Annotated in this window: 14 protein-coding genes; 6 read left to right on the plus strand and 8 right to left on the minus strand. The window is 71.7% G+C overall.

Annotated elements, in window-relative coordinates:
• Positions 1-57 precede the first annotated feature (57 nt).
• Positions 58-843 carry a type I methionyl aminopeptidase gene (gene map / locus HW837_RS08345; RefSeq protein WP_193379839.1) on the plus strand — a complete coding sequence of 262 codons (786 nt, stop codon included), beginning with the start codon at positions 58-60 and terminating at the stop codon, positions 841-843.
• Positions 844-1,073: 230 nt separating this feature from the next.
• The gene (locus HW837_RS08350; protein ID WP_193379838.1) at positions 1,074-3,668 is read left to right on the plus strand and encodes an ATP-dependent Clp protease ATP-binding subunit; all 2,595 of its coding nucleotides are present in this window, start codon (positions 1,074-1,076) and stop codon (positions 3,666-3,668) included.
• On the opposite strand, the gene ggt is transcribed toward HW837_RS08350, so the two are convergent.
• Entirely contained in the window at positions 3,661-5,466 is a 1,806-nt protein-coding gene (gene ggt, locus HW837_RS08355) for a gamma-glutamyltransferase (RefSeq protein ID WP_237270037.1), read from the minus strand. The two genes, HW837_RS08350 and ggt, sit on opposite strands and share 8 nt — an antisense overlap.
• A gap of 131 nt (positions 5,467-5,597) precedes the next feature.
• Here ggt and HW837_RS08360 point away from each other — a divergent pair, with 131 nt between their 5' ends.
• Positions 5,598-6,359 carry a hypothetical protein gene (locus HW837_RS08360; RefSeq protein WP_093790141.1) on the plus strand — a complete coding sequence of 254 codons (762 nt, stop codon included), beginning with the start codon at positions 5,598-5,600 and terminating at the stop codon, positions 6,357-6,359.
• A gap of 107 nt (positions 6,360-6,466) precedes the next feature.
• Positions 6,467-8,065: a CocE/NonD family hydrolase gene (locus HW837_RS08365; protein WP_093790142.1), complete on the plus strand. Its 1,599-nt coding sequence runs from the start codon at positions 6,467-6,469 to the stop codon at positions 8,063-8,065.
• 155 nt (positions 8,066-8,220) lie between these two features.
• On the opposite strand, the gene HW837_RS08370 is transcribed toward HW837_RS08365, so the two are convergent.
• Together HW837_RS08370 and HW837_RS08375 are read right to left on the minus strand one after the other, a co-directional pair.
• Positions 8,221-8,964: an amino acid ABC transporter ATP-binding protein gene (locus HW837_RS08370; RefSeq protein ID WP_045556510.1), complete on the minus strand. Its 744-nt coding sequence runs from the start codon at positions 8,962-8,964 to the stop codon at positions 8,221-8,223.
• A 170-nt stretch (positions 8,965-9,134) separates the two neighbouring features.
• Positions 9,135-9,584 (minus strand): DUF6278 family protein, encoded by a 450-nt coding sequence (locus HW837_RS08375; RefSeq protein WP_045556509.1) that lies wholly within the window; start codon positions 9,582-9,584, stop codon positions 9,135-9,137.
• 214 nt (positions 9,585-9,798) lie between these two features.
• Between HW837_RS08375 and HW837_RS08380 the strand changes: the two genes are divergently transcribed.
• Positions 9,799-11,568, plus strand: a complete 1,770-nt coding sequence (locus HW837_RS08380) for an SGNH/GDSL hydrolase family protein (protein WP_313895595.1) — start codon at positions 9,799-9,801, stop codon at positions 11,566-11,568.
• A 31-nt stretch (positions 11,569-11,599) separates the two neighbouring features.
• Here HW837_RS08380 and HW837_RS08385 read toward each other — a convergent pair whose 3' ends face one another.
• From HW837_RS08385 to HW837_RS08400, 4 genes are all read right to left on the minus strand, one after another.
• Complete coding sequence (locus HW837_RS08385; protein WP_045556507.1) at positions 11,600-12,379, minus strand: exodeoxyribonuclease III; 780 nt, start codon at positions 12,377-12,379, stop codon at positions 11,600-11,602.
• A 60-nt stretch (positions 12,380-12,439) separates the two neighbouring features.
• The gene (locus HW837_RS08390) at positions 12,440-13,075 is read right to left on the minus strand and encodes an MBL fold metallo-hydrolase (RefSeq protein WP_045556883.1); all 636 of its coding nucleotides are present in this window, start codon (positions 13,073-13,075) and stop codon (positions 12,440-12,442) included.
• 43 nt (positions 13,076-13,118) lie between these two features.
• Positions 13,119-14,417, minus strand: a complete 1,299-nt coding sequence (gene pcaDC, locus HW837_RS08395; RefSeq protein WP_045556506.1) for a bifunctional 3-oxoadipate enol-lactonase/4-carboxymuconolactone decarboxylase PcaDC — start codon at positions 14,415-14,417, stop codon at positions 13,119-13,121.
• A 216-nt stretch (positions 14,418-14,633) separates the two neighbouring features.
• Positions 14,634-15,140 (minus strand): GNAT family N-acetyltransferase, encoded by a 507-nt coding sequence (locus HW837_RS08400; protein ID WP_045556505.1) that lies wholly within the window; start codon positions 15,138-15,140, stop codon positions 14,634-14,636.
• A gap of 101 nt (positions 15,141-15,241) precedes the next feature.
• On the opposite strand from HW837_RS08400, the gene HW837_RS08405 reads away from it, so the two are divergent.
• Positions 15,242-16,927, plus strand: a complete 1,686-nt coding sequence (locus tag HW837_RS08405) for a ribonuclease J (RefSeq protein WP_045556504.1) — start codon at positions 15,242-15,244, stop codon at positions 16,925-16,927.
• 306 nt (positions 16,928-17,233) lie between these two features.
• On the opposite strand, the gene HW837_RS08410 is transcribed toward HW837_RS08405, so the two are convergent.
• Positions 17,234-17,572, minus strand: a complete 339-nt coding sequence (locus tag HW837_RS08410; protein ID WP_045556503.1) for a MerR family transcriptional regulator — start codon at positions 17,570-17,572, stop codon at positions 17,234-17,236.
• Positions 17,573-17,984 lie beyond the last annotated feature (412 nt).

Consider the following 17,984-nt stretch of genomic DNA (forward strand, 5'->3'; position numbering starts at 1 on the left):
CGACCCTCTCCGGCGGACCGGTATTAGAATTGGATGTCGAGCGGTATAGTAATTGGCATGGTGGAACTGAAGACGGACGAGTCGATCGACGCGATGTACGAGGCGGGCCAGGTCGTGGGGCAGGCCCTCACAGCCGTGCGGGACGCCGCCGACGTGGGGGTCTCCCTGCTCGAACTGGACGAGCTGGCCCACGAGGTGCTGCGGAAGGCGGGCGCCACCTCACCCTTCCTGAACTACCACCCCTCGTTCGCCCCCACCCCCTTCCCCGCGGTGCTCTGCGCCTCCGTGAACGACGCGATCGTGCACGGCATCCCCACGGCGTACCGGCTGCGCGACGGGGACCTCGTCTCCCTCGACTTCGGCGCGCAACTGGGCGGCTGGGCCGGGGACTCGGCGATCAGCTTCGTGGTGGGCACGCCGCGCACGGCCGACCTCCGGCTCGTCGCGACGGCCGAACGGGCCCTCGCGGCGGGCATCGAGGCGGCCGTCGTCGGCAACCGCATCGGCGACATCGCCCACGCGATCGGCACCGTGTGCCGGGCCGCCGGGTACGGCATCCCCGACGGGTTCGGCGGACACGGCATCGGACGCGAGATGCACGAGGACCCGGGGGTCCCGAACGAGGGGCGCCCCGGCCGGGGCATGAAACTCCGGCACGGGATGGTCCTGGCGATCGAGCCGATGCTGATCGGCGGCGGAACGGACGGCTACCACGCCGACCCGGACGGCTGGACGCTGCGCACGAACGACGGTTCCCGGGCGGCGCACGCGGAGCACACGGTGGCCATCACGGAGGAAGGGCCGCGGGTGCTGACGGCACGGGGGGCGTTCGAGCGCGGCTGAGCTTCGGCCGGTTGTTCGACTGCGGGTCCGGTGGGGGTTGCTCGCGCAGTTCCCCGCGCCCCTTAAGGGCCTCCGGCCCTTTCGGGCCGAAAAGCACGGGGCGCAGCCCCTGCGTTTCAGGGGCGCGGGGAACTGCGCGAGCAACCCCCACCCACCCGCACCCACACACGCACCTGAAACCCCACGCCCCCCTCGGTGTATCCCCCCGCCACACGGGAACCCGGCGGCGAATGAACAGCGGATTCCCGGGGCCCGAGGGCTACGGTCCGGACCCCTTCACCGAGTTCCTCGCCCGTTTCTTCGGCGGCCCACGCCCCCAGCGCATCGAGATCGGCCGCCTGATGAGCGGCCAGGCCCGCCAACTCGTCGCCGACGCCGCGGCGTACGCAGCCCGGCACGGCAGCAGCGACCTGGACACCCAGCATCTGCTGCGCGCCGCGCTGACCGCCGAGCCCACCCGAAGTCTGGTGGCCCGCGCGGGCGCCGACCCCGACGCGCTGGCCGGCGCGATCGACGAGCGGTCGGGTCCCGAGCGGCACAAACCCGGCCAGGGCCCGGCGCCCGCGTCGCTCGCGCTGACCCCGGCGGTCAAGCGCGCGCTGTTGGACGCGCACGAGCTGGCCCGGGCCACCGGCGCCGGTCACATCGGCCCCGAGCACGTGCTGAGCGCCCTCGCCGCCAACCCGGACTCGGCCGCCGGGCACATCCTCGGCGCGGCGCGCCTGTCGGCCGGCGCGCTGCCGCCGGACGCGGCGGACCCGTCGGCGCCGACCCCGCCCGTGGGGGTCCCCCTGTCCGGGTTCCCGCGCTCCGACCTGCCGCGCCGCGCGGCCTCCGCCACCCCGACCCTCGACAAGTACGGCCGCGATCTGACCGACCTCGCCCTCCAGGGCCGTATCGACCCGGTCATCGGCCGGGAGACGGAGATCGAGCAGACCGTCGAGGTGCTCTCCCGGCGCGGCAAGAACAACCCGGTGCTGATCGGTGAGGCGGGCGTCGGCAAGACCGCGATCGTGGAAGGGCTCGCCCAGCGCATCGCCGAGGGGGACGTGCCCGATGCGCTGGCCGGGCGCCGGGTGGTGGCCCTGGATCTGTCCGGGGTGGTCGCCGGGACCCGCTACCGGGGCGACTTCGAGGAGCGGCTCACGAACATCGTCGACGAGATCCGCGCGCACTCCGCCGAACTGGTCGTCTTCATCGACGAGTTGCACACCGTCGTGGGCGCCGGCTCGGGCGAGGGCAGCGCGATGGACGCCGGCGACATCCTCAAGCCGGCCCTGGCTCGCGGCGAGCTGAACATCGTCGGGGCGACGACGCTGGAGGAGTACCGGCGCATCGAGCGGGACGCGGCGCTGGCCCGCCGGTTCCAGCCGGTGCTGGTCCCCGAACCGGACGGCGACGACGCCCTGGAGATCCTGCGGGGGCTGCGGGACCGGTACGAGGCCCACCACCAGGTCCGCTACACCGACGAGGCGCTGGTGGCCGCCGTGGAACTGTCCGGCCGGTATCTCACCGACCGCCGGCTGCCCGACAAGGCCATCGACCTGATGGACCAGGCCGGGGCCCGGGTCCGGCTGCGGGCCCGGACGAAGGGCACGGACGTACGGGCCCTGGAGCGGGAGATCGAGCAGCTGACCCGGGACAAGGACCAGGCGGTCACGGGTGAGCGGTACGAGCAGGCGACCCGGCTGCGGGACCGGATCGGGGAGTTGCGGGAGCGGATCGACGCGGGGCGTGACCAGGCGCGGGCCGACGACGGGCAGAGCCTGGAGATCGGTGCCGAGGACATCGCCGAGGTGGTCTCCCGGCAGACCGGCATCCCCGTCAGCAGCCTCACCCAGGAGGAGCGGGAACGGCTGCTGGGGCTCGCGGAGCGGCTGCGCGGGCGGGTCGTCGGACAGGACGAGGCGGTCAGCGTGGTGGCGGACGCCGTGCTGCGTTCACGCGCCGGGCTCGCCAGTCCCGACCGCCCGATCGGCAGTTTCCTGTTCCTCGGCCCGACCGGCGTCGGCAAGACCGAGCTGGCCCGCGCGCTGGCGGAGGCCCTCTTCGGCAGCGAGGACCGGATGGTGCGGCTCGACATGAGCGAGTACCAGGAACGGCACACCGCCAGCCGGCTGGTCGGCGCCCCGCCCGGCTATGTCGGGCACGAGGAGGCCGGTCAGCTCACCGAGACCGTACGGCGTCACCCGTACTCGCTGCTGTTGCTGGACGAGGTGGAGAAGGCCCACCCCGACGTCTTCAACCTGCTGCTCCAGGTCCTCGACGACGGCCGGCTCACCGACGCGCAGGGCCGCACGGTCGACTTCACCAACGCCGTGGTCGTGATGACGAGCAACCTGGGGTCGGACGCCATCGGCCGGGGCGGGTCGGGGCTGGGCTTCTCGGCGGGCGGCACCGAGGCGGACGAGGAGGACCGGCGGGAGCGGATCCTGCGGCCGCTCAGGGAGCACTTCCGGCCCGAGTTCCTCAACCGAGTCGACGAGATCGTCGTGTTCCGCCGCCTCGGCGACGACCAACTGCGGCGGATCACCGACCTGTTGCTGGAGGGGACGCGGCTGCGGCTGCACGCGCGGGGCGTCCGCATCGAGTTCGACGAGCGGGCCGTCGACCATCTCGCCCGCCACGGCCACCAGCCCGAGTACGGCGCCCGGCCGCTGCGCCGCACGATCCAGCGGGAGGTCGACAACCCGCTGTCCCGGCTGCTGCTCGACGGGCGGCTGCCGTCCGGCAGCCGGGTGGTGGCGGAGGTGGAGGACGGGCGGCTGGCGTTCCGTACGACGCCGCCGCCCGCCTCCGTAGGCACTACCGGCGGCGCTACCTGACGGGGTGCACGACCATCGCCGCGCCGCCCCCGCGCCGTACGGTCTCGGCGGCGGCCAGCCACTTGCCGTTCGGCAGACGCTGGACGGCGGTGGCGGCGCCGATCTCCGGGTTCTGCCGGAAGCCGTGTCCGATGGCTTCGAGCCGGACCTTCAACGGGCTGTTCCACAGGCCCGGTTCGAGTTCGGTGGTGGTCTGGTTGCGCTGGCTGGCGCGCGGCGCGGCGATGGCGTCGACCAGCGGCAGACCCCGGTCGAGGAAGCCGGTCAGGGTCTGCAGCACGGTCGTGATGATGGTCGCGCCGCCGGGTGAGCCGAGCGCCACCACGGGCTTGCCGTGCCGGTCGAGCACGATCGTCGGGGACATCGACGACCGCGGACGCTTGCCCGGTCCCGGCAGGTTGGGGTCGTGCACGGCGGGGTTGGCCGGGGTGAAGGAGAAGTCGGTCAGCTCGTTGTTGAGCAGGAAGCCGCGGCCCGGCACGGTGATGCCGCTGCCGCCGGTCTGCTCGATGGTGAGGGTGTAGGAGACGACGTCGCCCCACTTGTCGGCGACCGTGAGATGGGTCGTGCTGTCGCCCTCGTACGTCGTCGGCGCCGCCGTGCCGCCGGTCGCGCAGGGCGCCGGGTCACGCGGGTCGCCCGGTGCGACGGGGCTGGTGAGGACCGCGTCGTCCTTGATCAGGCACTCACGGGAGTCGGCGAACCGCTGCGAGAGCAGTCCCTTCGTCGGTACGTCCTCGAAGGCGGGGTCGCCGACCCAGCGGCCTCGGTCGGCGAACGCGATCCGGCTCGCCTCGATGTAGCGGTGCAGGTACTGGACGTCGCTCGCCTTCGACAGATCGGTCCGCTCCAGGATGTTGAGCGCCTCGGCGACGGTCGTGCCGCCGGAGGAGGAGGGCGCCATCCCGTAGACGCCGAGCCCGCGGTACGAGGCCTTGGTGGGCGCCTGGCGCTTGGCACGGTAGGCGGCGAGGTCGGCGGTGGTCAGGTCGCCGGGGCGTGCGTTGTAGCCCGAACCCGGGTCCACCGGGGGTTTGTTGACCGTGTCGACGATGTCCTGGGCGAGGGCGCCCCGGTAGAGGGCGCCGACGCCCTTGCGCCCCAACTCCGCGTAGGTGCGGGCCAGATCGGGGTTCTTGAGGGTCGAGCCGACCACCGGCAGCTGCCCGCCGGGGAGGTACAGCTCCGCCGTGGCCGGGAAGTTGCGGAACCGGGCCTCGTTGGACGCGGTCTGGGAGCGGAAGGTCGCGTCGACGGTGAACCCGTCGCGGGCGAGCTTCTCGGCGGGCTTCAGCAGCGTGCCGAGGGGCTTGCTGCCCCAGCTCTTCAGCGCGGTCTGCCAGGTGGCGGGGGTGCCGGGGGTGCCGACGCTCAGCCCGCTGGTGACGGCCTCCGCGAACGGGATCGGCTGTCCGTTCTCCAGGAACAGGTCCTCGCCGGCGCTCAGCGGCGCGGTCTCGCGGCCGTCGACGGTGTGCACCGTACGGGACTTGGCGTCGTAGTAGACGAAGTAGCCGCCTCCGCCGATGCCCGCCGAGTAGGGCTCGGTGACACCGAGCGCGGCGGCCGTGGCGACCGCGGCGTCCACCGCGTTGCCGCCCCTGCGGAGCACCTCGATGCCGGCGGCCGAGGCGTCCGGGTCGACGCTGGAGACGGCGCCGCCGTAGCCGACAGCGACCGGGCTCTTCGTGGGGGTGTCCGTCGCGGCGGAGGTCGGCGGGGCCGCCCCCACCGACACCACGGCGGACGTCGCCGCCAGTACAGCCAGTTTCCGCGCGACAGGGCGACGCAGACGCATCCGTACCTCCAGTCAAGGACCGTCCGCGCAGACTAACGCGGTTGCCATGGTCCCGTCAGGAGGCACTCCGGGGCTCCGAACCGGACATGGATTCGAGCACTGTTCGACGGCGCCCGCTACCATGCGCGGCCATGAATGACGACGTGCGCAATATCGTCCTCGGGGTGGTCGCGGCCGGGCTCAGCGCCTCGCTGGGCTGGATTTTCCGGACGTACCTGTGGAAGAGGAAGCTCCGCCGCAAGCAGGCGTTCTTCGGGTTGCCGAACAATTCCGAGTCCCTGTTGGTGGTCAGCCGCGACCCGTCGACCGCGAATCTGGCGGTGCACCGCTTCGACGTGTTCGCCCTGCTGGAGCTCTCGGCGCTGATCAAGGACTGCGGCGCACACGCCCAGATCATCACCCAGGACGCCGCGCAGCAGGGGTTCGGCGAGCGCACCGAGTTCTGCGTGGGCGGACCCGGCTCCAACCGCCGCATGGCCGCCCACATCACGGCCATGCTGCCGGGCATCCATTTCAATCTCGACCCGGAACCCGGCCCCGACCGGGTGGCCCTGCACATCGGCAGCGAGCAGTACCGTCTGGAGCCCGGCGTCACCGAACACGTGATCCTGGCCCGGCTCACCACCGGCCAGCCGGACCAGGCCCGGCCGGTCTTCCTCTTCTGCGGCCAGCGGGCGATCACCAACCAGGCCGCCACCCGCTACCTCGCCCGCAACCACGAGCGCCTGCACCGCAAGTACGGCACCGGCTCGTTCGTCCTTCTGCTGAAGGTCGTCAACTCCCAGGCCTACGGCCCCGACGTGGTCGAACTCGTCGCGGACGTCACCCGGGCGGCCCAGGCCCCGGCCCCCACACCCACCGCCCCGGCCCAGATCTCGCACCGCGCCTCGTAGTTCACCATCGAACGTTACCGTCACGTAACTTACCGGGGAGTTACTTCCGGTAAGGGTGTCCGGTTACCGTCGGGTCACTTTGCACTGACACGAGTGAGGAGCGACCCGTGAGACACCCGCACGGCACCACATCGCGTACGGCCAGGGCGCTGCGGACGAGCGCCGTGGGCGCCGTCTCGGCCACCCTGGTCGCCGGCACGGCCCTCGGCCTCGCCCCCGCCGCCCAGGCCGCGTCCGGTTCCACCGCCGCCCCCACCACGCGCTTCGTCGACATCAAGGGCGAGGGCGGGACCGTCCTCAAGGCCAATGTGGTCGCGCCGGCCGACGCCTCCCGCGCGTACCCGCTGCTGGTCCTGCCCACGAGCTGGGGCCTCCCCCAGGTGGAGTACCTGGCCCAGGCCCGCAAGCTGGCCGACGCGGGGTACGTCGTGGTCAGTTACAACGTGCGCGGCTTCTGGGAGTCCGGCGGATACATAGAGGTCGCCGGGCCACCCGACATAGCCGACGCCTCCAAGGTGATCGACTGGGCGCTCGCCAACACCCCGGCCGACGCGGAGCACATCGGCATGGCGGGGCTGTCGTACGGGGCGGGCATCAGTCTGCTCGCCGCCGCGCACGACGAGCGCGTCAAGGCGGTCGCCGCACTGAGCGGCTGGGCGGATCTGATCGACTCGATCTACGGCGGACGCACCCAGCACCTCCAGGCGTCCGCCCTGCTGGACGGCGCGGGACGGATCACCGGCCGCCAGAGTCCCGAACTCCAGCAGATCTTCGCGAACTTCTACGCCTCCGATCTGGCGAAGGAGGGAGACATGATCGCCTGGGGGAAGAAACGTTCCCCCGAGACCTATGTCGACCGGATCAACACCAACGGCACGGCCGTCATGCTCGCCAACGCCTGGGGCGACTCGATCTTCCCGCCCAACCAGTACGCCGACTTCTACGAGAAGCTCAGCGGCCCCAAGCGCCTGGAGCTGCGCCCCGGGGACCATGCCACCACCGAGCTCACCGGTCTGTTCGGGCTGCCCAACGACGTGTGGACCGACACCCGGCGCTGGTTCGACCGCTATCTCAAGGGCACCGCCAACGGCATCGACCGTGAGCAGCCCGTCCAGCTCAAGTCCCGTACGGGCGGCGCCTTCGAGGGCTACCCGGACTGGAAGTCGGTCACCGCCACCCGGAAGAAGATCGCCCTGGCGAGCGGCACCACGATCCGCGCCAACGTCGACTCGGGCGCGAACGGCGGGGTCGTCTTCCTCTCCAGCATCCTCGACCAGGTGGCCCAACTCCCGCCCGTGGCCTCGATACCGCTGCTGCCGCGCCGCTGGGCGGCGGTGTGGCAGTCGGAGAAGTACCCGACGGCACAGGCCGTGCGCGGCACCGCGAAGCTGCACACCACGGTGACGGCCACCAAGGAGAGCGGCACCCTCGTCGCGTACCTGTACGACGTGGGCCCGCTCGGCCTCGGCAAGCTGGTCAGCCACGCGCCGTACACCTTCCACGGCGAGACGCCCGGCCGGCCGTTCGGCGTGGACCTGGAGTTGAACTCCACGGCCTACGACGTTCCGGCGGGCCACCGCCTCGCCCTGGTCGTCGACACGGTCGACCCGCTCTACATCGAGCACAACCCGACCGGCGCGCAGCTGACCTTCTCCTCGCCGCCGAACGACCCGTCGTACGTGTCGATCCCGCTGCGCGAGCAGTGATCTCCGGCTGCCGCCGGACGGGCCTGGCCCCTGGCCGCTGCGCGTCCGGCAGCAGCGTCCCTGTTCGGCCGGGGGTGGCGTCCACGGCCTCGCTCACCCCAAGTGGATGAACCGCTCATCGTAGTCGAGCCCCGCGCCCGGTCCAGTGCCGGTGGTCAGTGCTTGAGGATCTTGGAGAGAAAGTCCTTGGCACGGTCGCTCTCCGGGTTCGTGAAGAACGCGTCCGGAGAGCGGTCCTCGACGATGCGGCCGTCCGCCATGAAGACGACGCGGTTGGCGGCGGAACGGGCGAACCCCATCTCATGGGTGACGACGACCATGGTCATGCCCTCGCGCGCCAACTGCTGCATCACTTCGAGGACTTCGTTGATCATCTCCGGGTCGAGGGCCGAGGTGGGCTCGTCGAACAGGATCACCTTGGGGTCCATGGCGAGGGCGCGGGCGATGGCCACCCGCTGCTGCTGACCGCCGGAGAGCTGGGCCGGGTACTTCGGTGCCTGGTCGGCGAGCCCGACGCGGTCCAGGAGTTCACGGGAGCGCCGTTCGGCTTCGTCCTTCTTCCGTTTGCGGACCTTGATCTGACCGAGCGACACATTCTGCAGGACCGTCTTGTGCGCGAAGAGGTTGAAGGACTGGAAGACCATGCCGACGTCCGCACGGAGCGCCGCGAGGGCCTTGCCCTCGCTCGGCAGCGGCTGTCCGTCGATCCGGATCGTGCCGGACCGAATGGGCTCCAGCCGGTTGATCGCCCGGCACAGCGTCGATTTCCCCGACCCCGACGGGCCGATGACGACGACCACCTCCCCCTTGCCCACGGTGAGGTCGATGTCCTGGAGGACATGCAGCTCGCCGAAGTACTTGTTCACGTCGTGCATCTCGATCAGCGGATCGACCGCCATGCCCAGCCCGCCCTACTCGCCCTCGACCGTGTGGTGTCGCCGGTGCCGCAAACTATCCGGACGGACGGGACCTCAGGACGCGACACGCACTCGCGGGGATTAGCCGTATTGTCGGGAAGCGACCACGCCTTGTCGGGAAGCAACCGCGCCGACGCATGCGCGCCGGGTCCTCACTGCTCGGCGACCTCGGCGTAGAGCTGGGAGAGTTCCGGGGCGCCGCTGGCGGCCCACGCCTGGCCGGCCTCGACCACGTCGATCTCACGGCCGGAGTCCAGCCGCACCACGGGCTGGCCGTTGGGCCAGATCTCCCAGCGGGCGCCCGGGACGGTCCGTACGACGACCGTGCCCAGGTAGAGCCCCGCGTCGTTCCCGAGCCAGGCCGCGGTCTCCTCGTCGTCGCGCCAGCGCGGGACGAGCTGGTCGATCGCCTCCAACGAGCCTGCGGAATCGTCGAGTTCGACGCCGGCCAGTGCGGCCTGTGCGCGCAGCAGTTCGCATTCGGAGAGAAGTTCGGCGAGGCCCTCGTGACCGTCGTCGTCACCGTCGCCGCCGGTGAACACCGCGACCCCGAACGCGGGGTCACGCCTCTTGCGCCAGTTGCCCAGGAAAGAGATGTTCATGCGCTCAGCGTGTCATCCGCCTCACCCTTCGCACCACAGGCGCGCGGAAACCGCTTGTTCGCCGGGAGTTCGGCCGTGGTTCCCGCCTGCCTCATTGACGGGTCCCTGACGCCTCTTTAGCTTCATGACACATCCGTCGTCTCATCGTTGTACCGGTGCCGCGTCCGTCGGCACCGTCACTCTCGTGGTGTTCAGCGAGCAGAAGGGATCGCGCGTGCGCCGACGCGTCTGGGGAACGGCCGTCGTTCTGGCACTTCTGGCGGCGGTCGCGCCCGTCGCCACCGCCCGAGCGGCCGCCGGCCCGGCGGCCGAACCGGTCCCGCTGGAACACCTCTTCGACAACCGGGCCGTCAGCGACGACGCGCGGCCCACCGGGGCCGACTTCGACGGCTCCGGCGGTTCCCTCTCCGCCGCCGACCTGAGGGCGGCCGGATGGACACCGGGGCGCGCACTGACCGTTCAGGGCGCGCGCCTGACCTGGCCGCGCCGCACGGCGGGCGAGCCCGACAACGTCCGCGCCGCCGGCCAGTCCGTGCGCGTACGGGGCCGGGGCGACGCCCTCGCCTTCGTGGTCGCCGCCACGGGAGGCGCCGAGGCGGTCGGCGGCGGCACGGTCCGCTACCGGGGCGGGGCCCGCTCCCCGTACCGGCTGACCGCGCCCGACTGGCGCACCGGCCCGCTCGCCACGAAGGCCGTGGCCCTCCCCCATGTGAACACCCCGGGCGGTCAACTCACCGAGAAGGCAAGGCTGTACGTCGTCACCGTGCCGCTCGTGCGGGGGCGCGAGGTCGCGTCGGTGACCCTGCCGCGCAACCGCGACCTGCATGTGTTCGCCCTGTCGGTGCGCCCCGACTCGGCGGCCTGGACCGGCAGTTGGGCCGCATCCACCTCCGGCTATCCGGCCGTCGGCCCGTGGACCGACCGGACCCTGCGGCTCGTCGTCCACACCTCGGTGGGCGGGCCCCGGGTGCGGATCCGGCTCGACAACACCTTCGCCTCGGCGCCGGTACGGGTGGGCAGCGCGACGGTGGCGCTGCGGGCGACGGGCGCGGGCGCCCGGAGTGCGCCGGCGCCCCTGTCGTTCCGGGGCGCGGCCGGCACCGACATCCCGGCCGGCGCACAGGCGTTCAGTGATCCGCTGGGCTTCGAGGTGCCGCCGGACACCGACCTGCTGGTGAGCTTCCATCTGCCCGGCACGGTGACGGCCGCGCCCGTGCACCGGCTGGCGCGGCAGACGTCGTACGTCAGCGAGCCGGGGGATCACGCGGGGGACGGCTCGGCCACGGCGTACACCTCCACGATCTCGACCTGGCCGCTGCTGACCGGCGTGGACGTGGGCGGCGGGCCGGGCTCCGTCGTCCTTCTCGGCGACTCGATCACCGACGGGGAGGCGACGACGGTCGACGCGAACCGGCGGTGGCCGGACGCGCTGGCCCGGCGGCTGCTGGGCCAGGACGAGGTCCCGCGCTACGGCGTCCTCAACCAGGGGATCTCCGCGAACCGGGTGGTCACCGACCGCTACCCCGGTGACGGTGTCTCCACCGACACGGGCGGCGTGAGCGCCCTGCACCGCCTCGACCGCGATGTCCTCGCCCAGACCTCCGCCCGTACCGTCGTCGTCTTCCAGGGCGTCAACGACGTCCGCTGGGGTGCCACGGCGGGCGAGGTGGTCGCCGGGCTGCGGGAGATCGCGGCCCGGGGACGCGAGCGGGGCCTGCGCGTGCTCGTGGCGACCGTGGCGCCCTGCGAGGGCGAGGCACGCTGCACGGCCGCCGTCGACGCCCAGCGGGTCGCGGTGAACGAGTGGATCCGGGGCGGCGAGGCGGACGAGGTGTTCGACGGGGTCCTCGACTTCGACGAGGTGCTGCGCGACCCGGCGCGTCCGGCGCGGCTGCTCCCCGCCTACGACACCGGGGACCATCTGCACCCGAACGAGGCGGGGCTGGCGGCACTCGCCGACGCGGTGGACCTCGGCCTGCTGTGACGTCCCGCGCGGCCCGGAGGGGGCGCGGGCGTCAGACCTCCAGGTCCACCACGACCGGCGCGTGGTCCGACGCGCCCTTGCCCTTGCGCTCCTCCCGGTCCACATAGGCGTCGGTGACGGCCTTGGCGAACGGCTCGTTGCCGTAGACGAGGTCGATGCGCATGCCCCGGTTCTTCGGGAAGCAGAGCTGGCGGTAGTCCCAGTATGTGAAGGGGTGCTCGTACTTGAGGGGCCGGGGGACGACGTCGGACAGGCCCGCCTCGCGCAGGGAGGCCAGGGCGGCGCGCTCGGCGGGGGTGACGTGGGTGAGGCCCTCGAAGGCGGCGACGTCGTACACGTCGTCGTCGGTCGGCGCCACGTTGTAGTCGCCCAGGACGGCGAAGGGGCGGCTGCCGGCCGCGTCACCGGCGACGGCGGCCTTGAGCGCCTCGAACCACTGGAGCTTGTACGCGTAGTGCGGGTGGTCGACCTCGCGGCCGTTCGGCACATAGACCGACCAGACGCGGACCGGGCCGCAGGTCGCGGAGATCGCGCGGGGCTCCACGGAGCCGTCGTAGCCGGGGTCGCCGGGCAGGCCCTTGACGACGTCCTCGATGCCGACGCGGGAGATCACCGCCACGCCGTTCCACCGCCCCGTGGCGTGTACGGCGGCCTCGTAGCCCGCCTCGCGCAGCGCGTCGAGCGGGAAGCCGTCCTCGGCGATCTTGGCCTCCTGGAGGCAGAGCACGTCCGTGCCGCTGCTCTCCAGCCAGGCGAGGAGCCTCGGGAGGCGTGCGGTGATCGAGTTCACGTTCCAGGTCGCGATGCGCATGCCCCACAACCTACCGGGCGGGTCCGACAGCGCCCGTCCCGCCCGGTGAGGTGCCCGCGCTCAGACGTCCGCCGACGCCCCGGGCGCGAGCCGGAGGTGGTCCGCGCCGCCCAGGGCGCCGATCTGACGGTCGTAGATGGGGCGGGCGAGGTCGGTGAGGAGGGCGTCGTGGATGTCGTACGCGCGCCGCGGCCCGACCTCGCGGACGTAGTCGATGACCTCGGAGATCTTGCTCCAGGGGGCCATGACGGGGAGCATCAGCGTCTCGACGGGGTGGTCGGGGACGGTGAGGGCGTCGCCGGGGTGGAAGACGCGGCCGCCGTCGACGAGATAGCCGACGTTGGTGATGCGCGGGATGTCCGGGTGGATCACCGCGTGGAGTTCGCCGTGGACCTGCACGTCGAAGCCGGCGGCGGTGAACGTGTCGCCGTGGCCGACCGTGTGCACCCGGCCGGGGAAGGCGGCGGAGATCTTCTCAGCGACCGAGCGCAGGGTCCAGACCTCGGCGGCCGGATCGGCCTCCAGGGCCGCCCGCAGCCGTCCCTCGTCGAAGTGGTCGGGGTGCTCGTGGGTGACCAGCACGGCGTCCGCGCCGATCGCGGCGTCCTCCTCGCTGAACCCGCCCGGGTCGATGACGAGCGTGCGCCCGTCCTTCTCCAGCCGGACGCAGGCATGCGACTTCTTCGTGAGCTTCATGGTCATGGATCCATCCTGCCCCCGGCGGGCGGCCGGCGGTGGCTCACTCCTCGGGGGTGGTCTCCTCGCGGATGACCTGCTGGGCCACGCGGAACGCGCTGTTCGCGGCCGGTACCCCGCAGTAGACGGCCGCCTGGAGGAGGACCTCCTTGATCTCGTCCGGGGTGAGACCGTTGCGGAGGGCGGCGCGGGTGTGGAAGGCCAGCTCGTCCAGGTGCCCGCCGGCGACGAGCGCGGTCAGGGTGACACAGCTGCGGGAACGGCGGTCGAGACCGGGCCGGTCCCAGATCTCGCCCCAGGCGTAGCGGGTGACGAAATCCTGGAAGTCGCCGGAGAACGCGTCCGCCGACGCCAGGGCCCGGTCCACGTGCGCGTCGCCGAGCACCTCGCGGCGGACCTTCAGCCCGGCGTCGTACGGGTCGGGTCTGCCCGTCGCCTCCGGCTGGAGGACGGCCGGGGCGATCTCGGCGACCGGTCCGGTCGGCGGCTGCACGGCGGCGAGGACCGGCTTGACCGGCGTCGCCGGGATGGCGACCTGGCCGGTGGTGGAGTCGTAGGCGGGCTGCCAGGCGGTGGAGAAGTGGCGGACGAGCAGGTCGGTGACGGCGGCGGGCTGCTCGACCGGGACGAGGTGGGAGGCGCCGGGGACGACCGCGAGCCGGGCGTCCGGGATGCCCGCGACGAGCGTACGGGCCTCGGCGGGGCCGGTGACCTGGTCGTCGGAGCCGACGAGGACGAGGGTGGGGACGCCGATCCGGCCGAGTTCGGCGCGCACGTCGAACGAGGCGAGCGCCTCGCAGGCGGCGATGTAGCAGCCGGGGTCGGTGGTGCGGACCATCTGTACGGCCCACTCGGTGATCGCGGGCTGCGCCGCGGCGAACCCCGCGGTGAACCAACGGTCCGGGGACGTACGGGCGATGGGGTCGAGGCCGTTGGTCCGCACGATCACCCCGCGCTGGCGGAACTCGTCGGCGGTGCCGAAGCGGGGAGAGGCGGCGATCAGCGCGAGCGAGGCGAGGCGTTCGGGGTGGCGCAGCGCGAGTTCGGCCCCGATGGCGCCGCCGAACGCGCAGCCGGCGTAGCCGAAGCGCTGCACACCGACGGCGTCGAGCGTGGCCAGCAGCCGGGCGGCCAGCTCGGTGACCGAGCCACCGGGGTAGGCCGGCGCGCCGCCGTGCCCCGGCAGGTCGAAGCGGAAGATCCGCCACTGCTTGGTCAGTTCGGGGATCTGACGGTCCCACATGTGCCAAGTGGTGCCCAGGGAGGGGCCCAGGATGAGAACGGGGGCGTCTTCCGGGCCGTCGAAGCGGTATTGCAGGGTGTTCGGTGGTGTCTCGCTCACCCGTCAGACCCTCTCACGTATCACGAACTCGCACACAGCTCGGGGAACCCGACGGCTCGTGCCCCTCCAGGCTCGGCAAAGCCTAGAGGGCCGCCCCCGAGGACCGGCGTGCCGCACCTGGAAGCCCTCCGGAATCTCACCGACCGGCGACGTGAACACCACATGGTGGACAAGGTGTGTCGGTCCCTCGCGGGGGGCGGCCTGGGACCTCCCGGGTCACATCGCGTGCCCGGCCGAGGGAATGCGGAACTCGAATTCGGGACGGTCCCACGGCACGGCGGGCGGGTTCGCGAGAGCGGTTCCGGTCCGCACCGCACCGACGCGGTGGTAGAAATCCTCGGCGGGACGATGCGACACGACCTTGACGCGGTCGAGCCCGGCGGCGCGGGCCTCGGACTGCATGTGCGCCACGAGCGACCGTCCGATACCCCGTCCCTGTGCTTCGTCGGCGACGAACAGCAGATCGAGCTCCGGAGGAGCGAGGACGAGCGAGTAGAACCCGAGGACCCGGCCGCCGTGCTCGTCGGCGCCGACGGCCACGAAGGTGCGGTGGGCCTCGATGTAATCAGGACCGACCCGGTAGCCCGCGACGGCGGTCGCGTATATGCCTGCGTAGGCGCCTGAGCCACGCACGAGCCGCGTGAGCCGTCTGGCATCCCGCGCCACGGCCCTTCGTATCGTGATCGGGATCGGCCGGCCGAGCGGGGACGTGCGTGCACTCATCGCGAAAGTATGTCGCACCGAGGTCCCGTGCCCGCGCCGCCGGGCGAAGAGATCACAGGGCGATGGATCATCTCGTTCCCCGCTACGGGTACCGTCGACGCATGAGTCATCCGCACCCCGAACTGCAAGCCGCCCCGCCCCTTCCCGAAGGAGGGCTGCGGGTCGTCGCCCTGGGCGGCCTGGGTGAGATCGGCCGCAACATGACCGTGTTCGAGTACGCCGGCAAGCTGCTCATCGTCGACTGCGGCGTGCTGTTCCCCGAGGAGACCCAGCCCGGCGTGGACGTGATCCTGCCGGACTTCACCTCGATCCGGGACCGGCTGGACGATGTCGTGGCCATCGTCCTCACCCACGGCCACGAGGACCACATCGGCGGCGTGCCGTACCTGCTGCGTGAGCGGTCGGACATTCCCGTCGTCGGCTCCAAGCTGACGCTGGCGTTCCTGGAGGCCAAGCTCAAGGAGCACGGCATCCGGCCGCGCACGGTCCGGGTGCGGGAGGACGACCGGCGCGGCTTCGGGCCCTTCGACTGCGAGTTCGTGGCGGTCAACCACTCCATCCCCGACAGCCTCGCGGTCGCCATCCGCACCGGCGCCGGCATGGTGCTGCACACCGGCGACTTCAAGATGGACCAGTTCCCCCTCGACGACCGCATCACCGACCTGCGCGCCTTCGCCCGCCTCGGCGAGGAGGGCGTGGACCTGTTCCTCACCGACTCCACCAACGCCGAGGTGCCCGGCTTCACCACCTCCGAGCGGGAGCTGAACCCGGCGATCGAACAGGTGATGCGCACCGCGCCGCGCCGCGTCATCGTCTCCAGCTTCGCCAGCCACGTGCACCGTATCCAGCAGGTTCTGGACGCCGCCCACCAACACGGCCGCAAGGTCGCCTTCGTCGGCCGGTCCATGGTCCGCAACATGGGCATCGCCCGTGACCTGGGCTATCTGAAGGTCCCGTCGGGTCTGGTCGTGAGCACGAAGGAGCTGGAGAAGCTCCCGGACCACAAGATCACTCTGGTGTGCACCGGCTCCCAGGGGGAACCGATGGCCGCGCTGTCACGGATGGCCACCCGCGACCACCAGATCCGCATCGGCAAGGGCGACACCGTCCTGCTCGCCAGCTCCCTCATTCCCGGCAACGAGAACGCCATCTACCGGGTGATCAACGGACTCACCCGGTGGGGCGCCCACGTCGTCCACAAGGGCAACGCCAAGGTGCACGTCTCCGGACACGCCAGCGCCGGCGAACTCGTCTACTGCTACAACATCGTCAAACCCCGCAACGTCATGCCGGTCCACGGCGAATGGCGTCACCTGCGGGCCAACGCCGACCTCGCCGTCCGTACCGGGGTCGACCCCGACCGGGTCGTCATCGCCGAGGACGGTGTCGTCGTCGACCTCGTCGAGGGGCGCGTGTCCATCACCGGCAAGGTCCCCGCCGGCAACGTCTACGTGGACGGCATGGAAGTCGGCGGCGCCACCGAGGCGTCCCTCAAGGACCGCCTCACCCTCGCGGAGGAGGGCGTGGTCACGGTGGTGGCGATCGTCGACGCGGACACCGGCGCCCTCGCCGAGGCTCCCGACTTCCTGGCCCGCGGCTTCGTCCACGACGACGCCACCTTCGAGCCGGTCATCCCCGTCATCGAGAAGACCCTGGCCGGCGCGGCCGAGGAAGGCGTCGGGGACGCGCGCCAACTCGAGAAGCTTCTCGCCCGCGCCGTGGCGAACTGGGCGTTCCGCACCCACCGCCGCAAGCCCCTCATCATCCCCGTCATCATCGACGCCTGACACACGGCCCGGCCGCCCGGCCCCCGGTTCCGGTCGCGGCTGCGACGCCGACCGCCTCGACCTGTCCGGCAGGCCGGCGCCTCCGGTCGTCCGCACCCGCGCCCCGCTGCCGCGGGCCTCTGGGCGGACGACCAGGGGCCCTTCGCCCCGGATGGCGGCGTGTCAACGGGCAGGTGGCCCGTCAGTAGGTGGCCAGGGAGACGGCGATGAGTCGGCAGACAGAGGTGATCACCCTGGTCCCTACAGATCACGCTGCGCACCGAGACGGGTCGGGCGATGCCCGTCTCGCTGACGGGCACGCTCATCTCATTCCGCTGCCGGCGAGTCCGCTGATTCGGCGGCACGGCGATACTCGGCGTTGATGCGCTGAGCTTCCTCAAGCTGGTCTTCGAGGATGACGATCCGGCAGGCGGCCTCGATGGGGGTGCCCCGATCGACGAGTTCCCGGGCGCGGGCGGCGATGCGCAGTTGGTAGCGCGAGTAGCGGCGGTGGCCGCCTTCGGAGCGGAGTGGGGTGATGAGCCGGGCTTCGCCGATGGCGCGGAGGAATCCCTGTGTGGTGCCGAGCACCTCAGCGGCCCGGCCCATGGTGTAGGCGGGGTAATCGTCGTCGTCGAGACGGCCGAACGTGTCGTCTGCTGTCATTGCACCTCTCTGTGGCACGCGTCGAGGGGCCCTGGCGCCGTACCGGCACCAGGGCCCCGAAGGAACTACTACACCATCTGCCGGCCCTGACACTGCACCGGCCCTCTCTTTCCGCAGACCCGACCGAGATGCTGTCGGGGTCGCGGGGATCGCGGTTTCTTGACCGGAGACCACCTCACTGTCGATGTCCTGCGGTACCCGGGTCCACTTCCACCCGGGCGATCCCGATGGTGCCCAGCTCCTCCGTTCTTCCCTCTTGATCAACTACTCACTGACGTCACTGCTGGGTACTGCGAACTTCACTTACGGGTACTGCCACTGCGGTACTGCTGCCCGGCAGTTCATCTCTGCCGGGCCTGCTCGATCTCGGCTACGAGAGAAACCATAACAACGCCGCCGCCCAATATCTACT

The sequence above is a fragment of the Streptomyces caniscabiei genome (assembly GCF_014930365.1).
GTDB lineage: Bacteria > Actinomycetota > Actinomycetes > Streptomycetales > Streptomycetaceae > Streptomyces > Streptomyces caniscabiei.

What these genes read in the sequence shown, in the direction of transcription:
- HW837_RS08370 (WP_045556510.1), bottom strand. Translation starts at nt 8,964, where the DNA reads ATGGCGGTCGATCCGCTGATCGAGATGCACGACGTGAACAAGTACTTC.
- HW837_RS08350 (WP_193379838.1), top strand. Translation starts at nt 1,074, where the DNA reads ATGAACAGCGGATTCCCGGGGCCCGAGGGCTACGGTCCGGACCCCTTC.
- HW837_RS08400 (WP_045556505.1), bottom strand. Translation starts at nt 15,140, where the DNA reads ATGAGTGCACGCACGTCCCCGCTCGGCCGGCCGATCCCGATCACGATA.
- HW837_RS08390 (WP_045556883.1), bottom strand. Translation starts at nt 13,075, where the DNA reads ATGAAGCTCACGAAGAAGTCGCATGCCTGCGTCCGGCTGGAGAAGGAC.
- HW837_RS08405 (WP_045556504.1), top strand. Translation starts at nt 15,242, where the DNA reads ATGAGTCATCCGCACCCCGAACTGCAAGCCGCCCCGCCCCTTCCCGAA.
- HW837_RS08385 (WP_045556507.1), bottom strand. Translation starts at nt 12,379, where the DNA reads ATGCGCATCGCGACCTGGAACGTGAACTCGATCACCGCACGCCTCCCG.
- HW837_RS08360 (WP_093790141.1), top strand. Translation starts at nt 5,598, where the DNA reads ATGAATGACGACGTGCGCAATATCGTCCTCGGGGTGGTCGCGGCCGGG.
- ggt (WP_237270037.1), bottom strand. Translation starts at nt 5,466, where the DNA reads ATGCGTCTGCGTCGCCCTGTCGCGCGGAAACTGGCTGTACTGGCGGCG.
- HW837_RS08375 (WP_045556509.1), bottom strand. Translation starts at nt 9,584, where the DNA reads ATGAACATCTCTTTCCTGGGCAACTGGCGCAAGAGGCGTGACCCCGCG.
- map (WP_193379839.1), top strand. Translation starts at nt 58, where the DNA reads ATGGTGGAACTGAAGACGGACGAGTCGATCGACGCGATGTACGAGGCG.
- HW837_RS08410 (WP_045556503.1), bottom strand. Translation starts at nt 17,572, where the DNA reads ATGACAGCAGACGACACGTTCGGCCGTCTCGACGACGACGATTACCCC.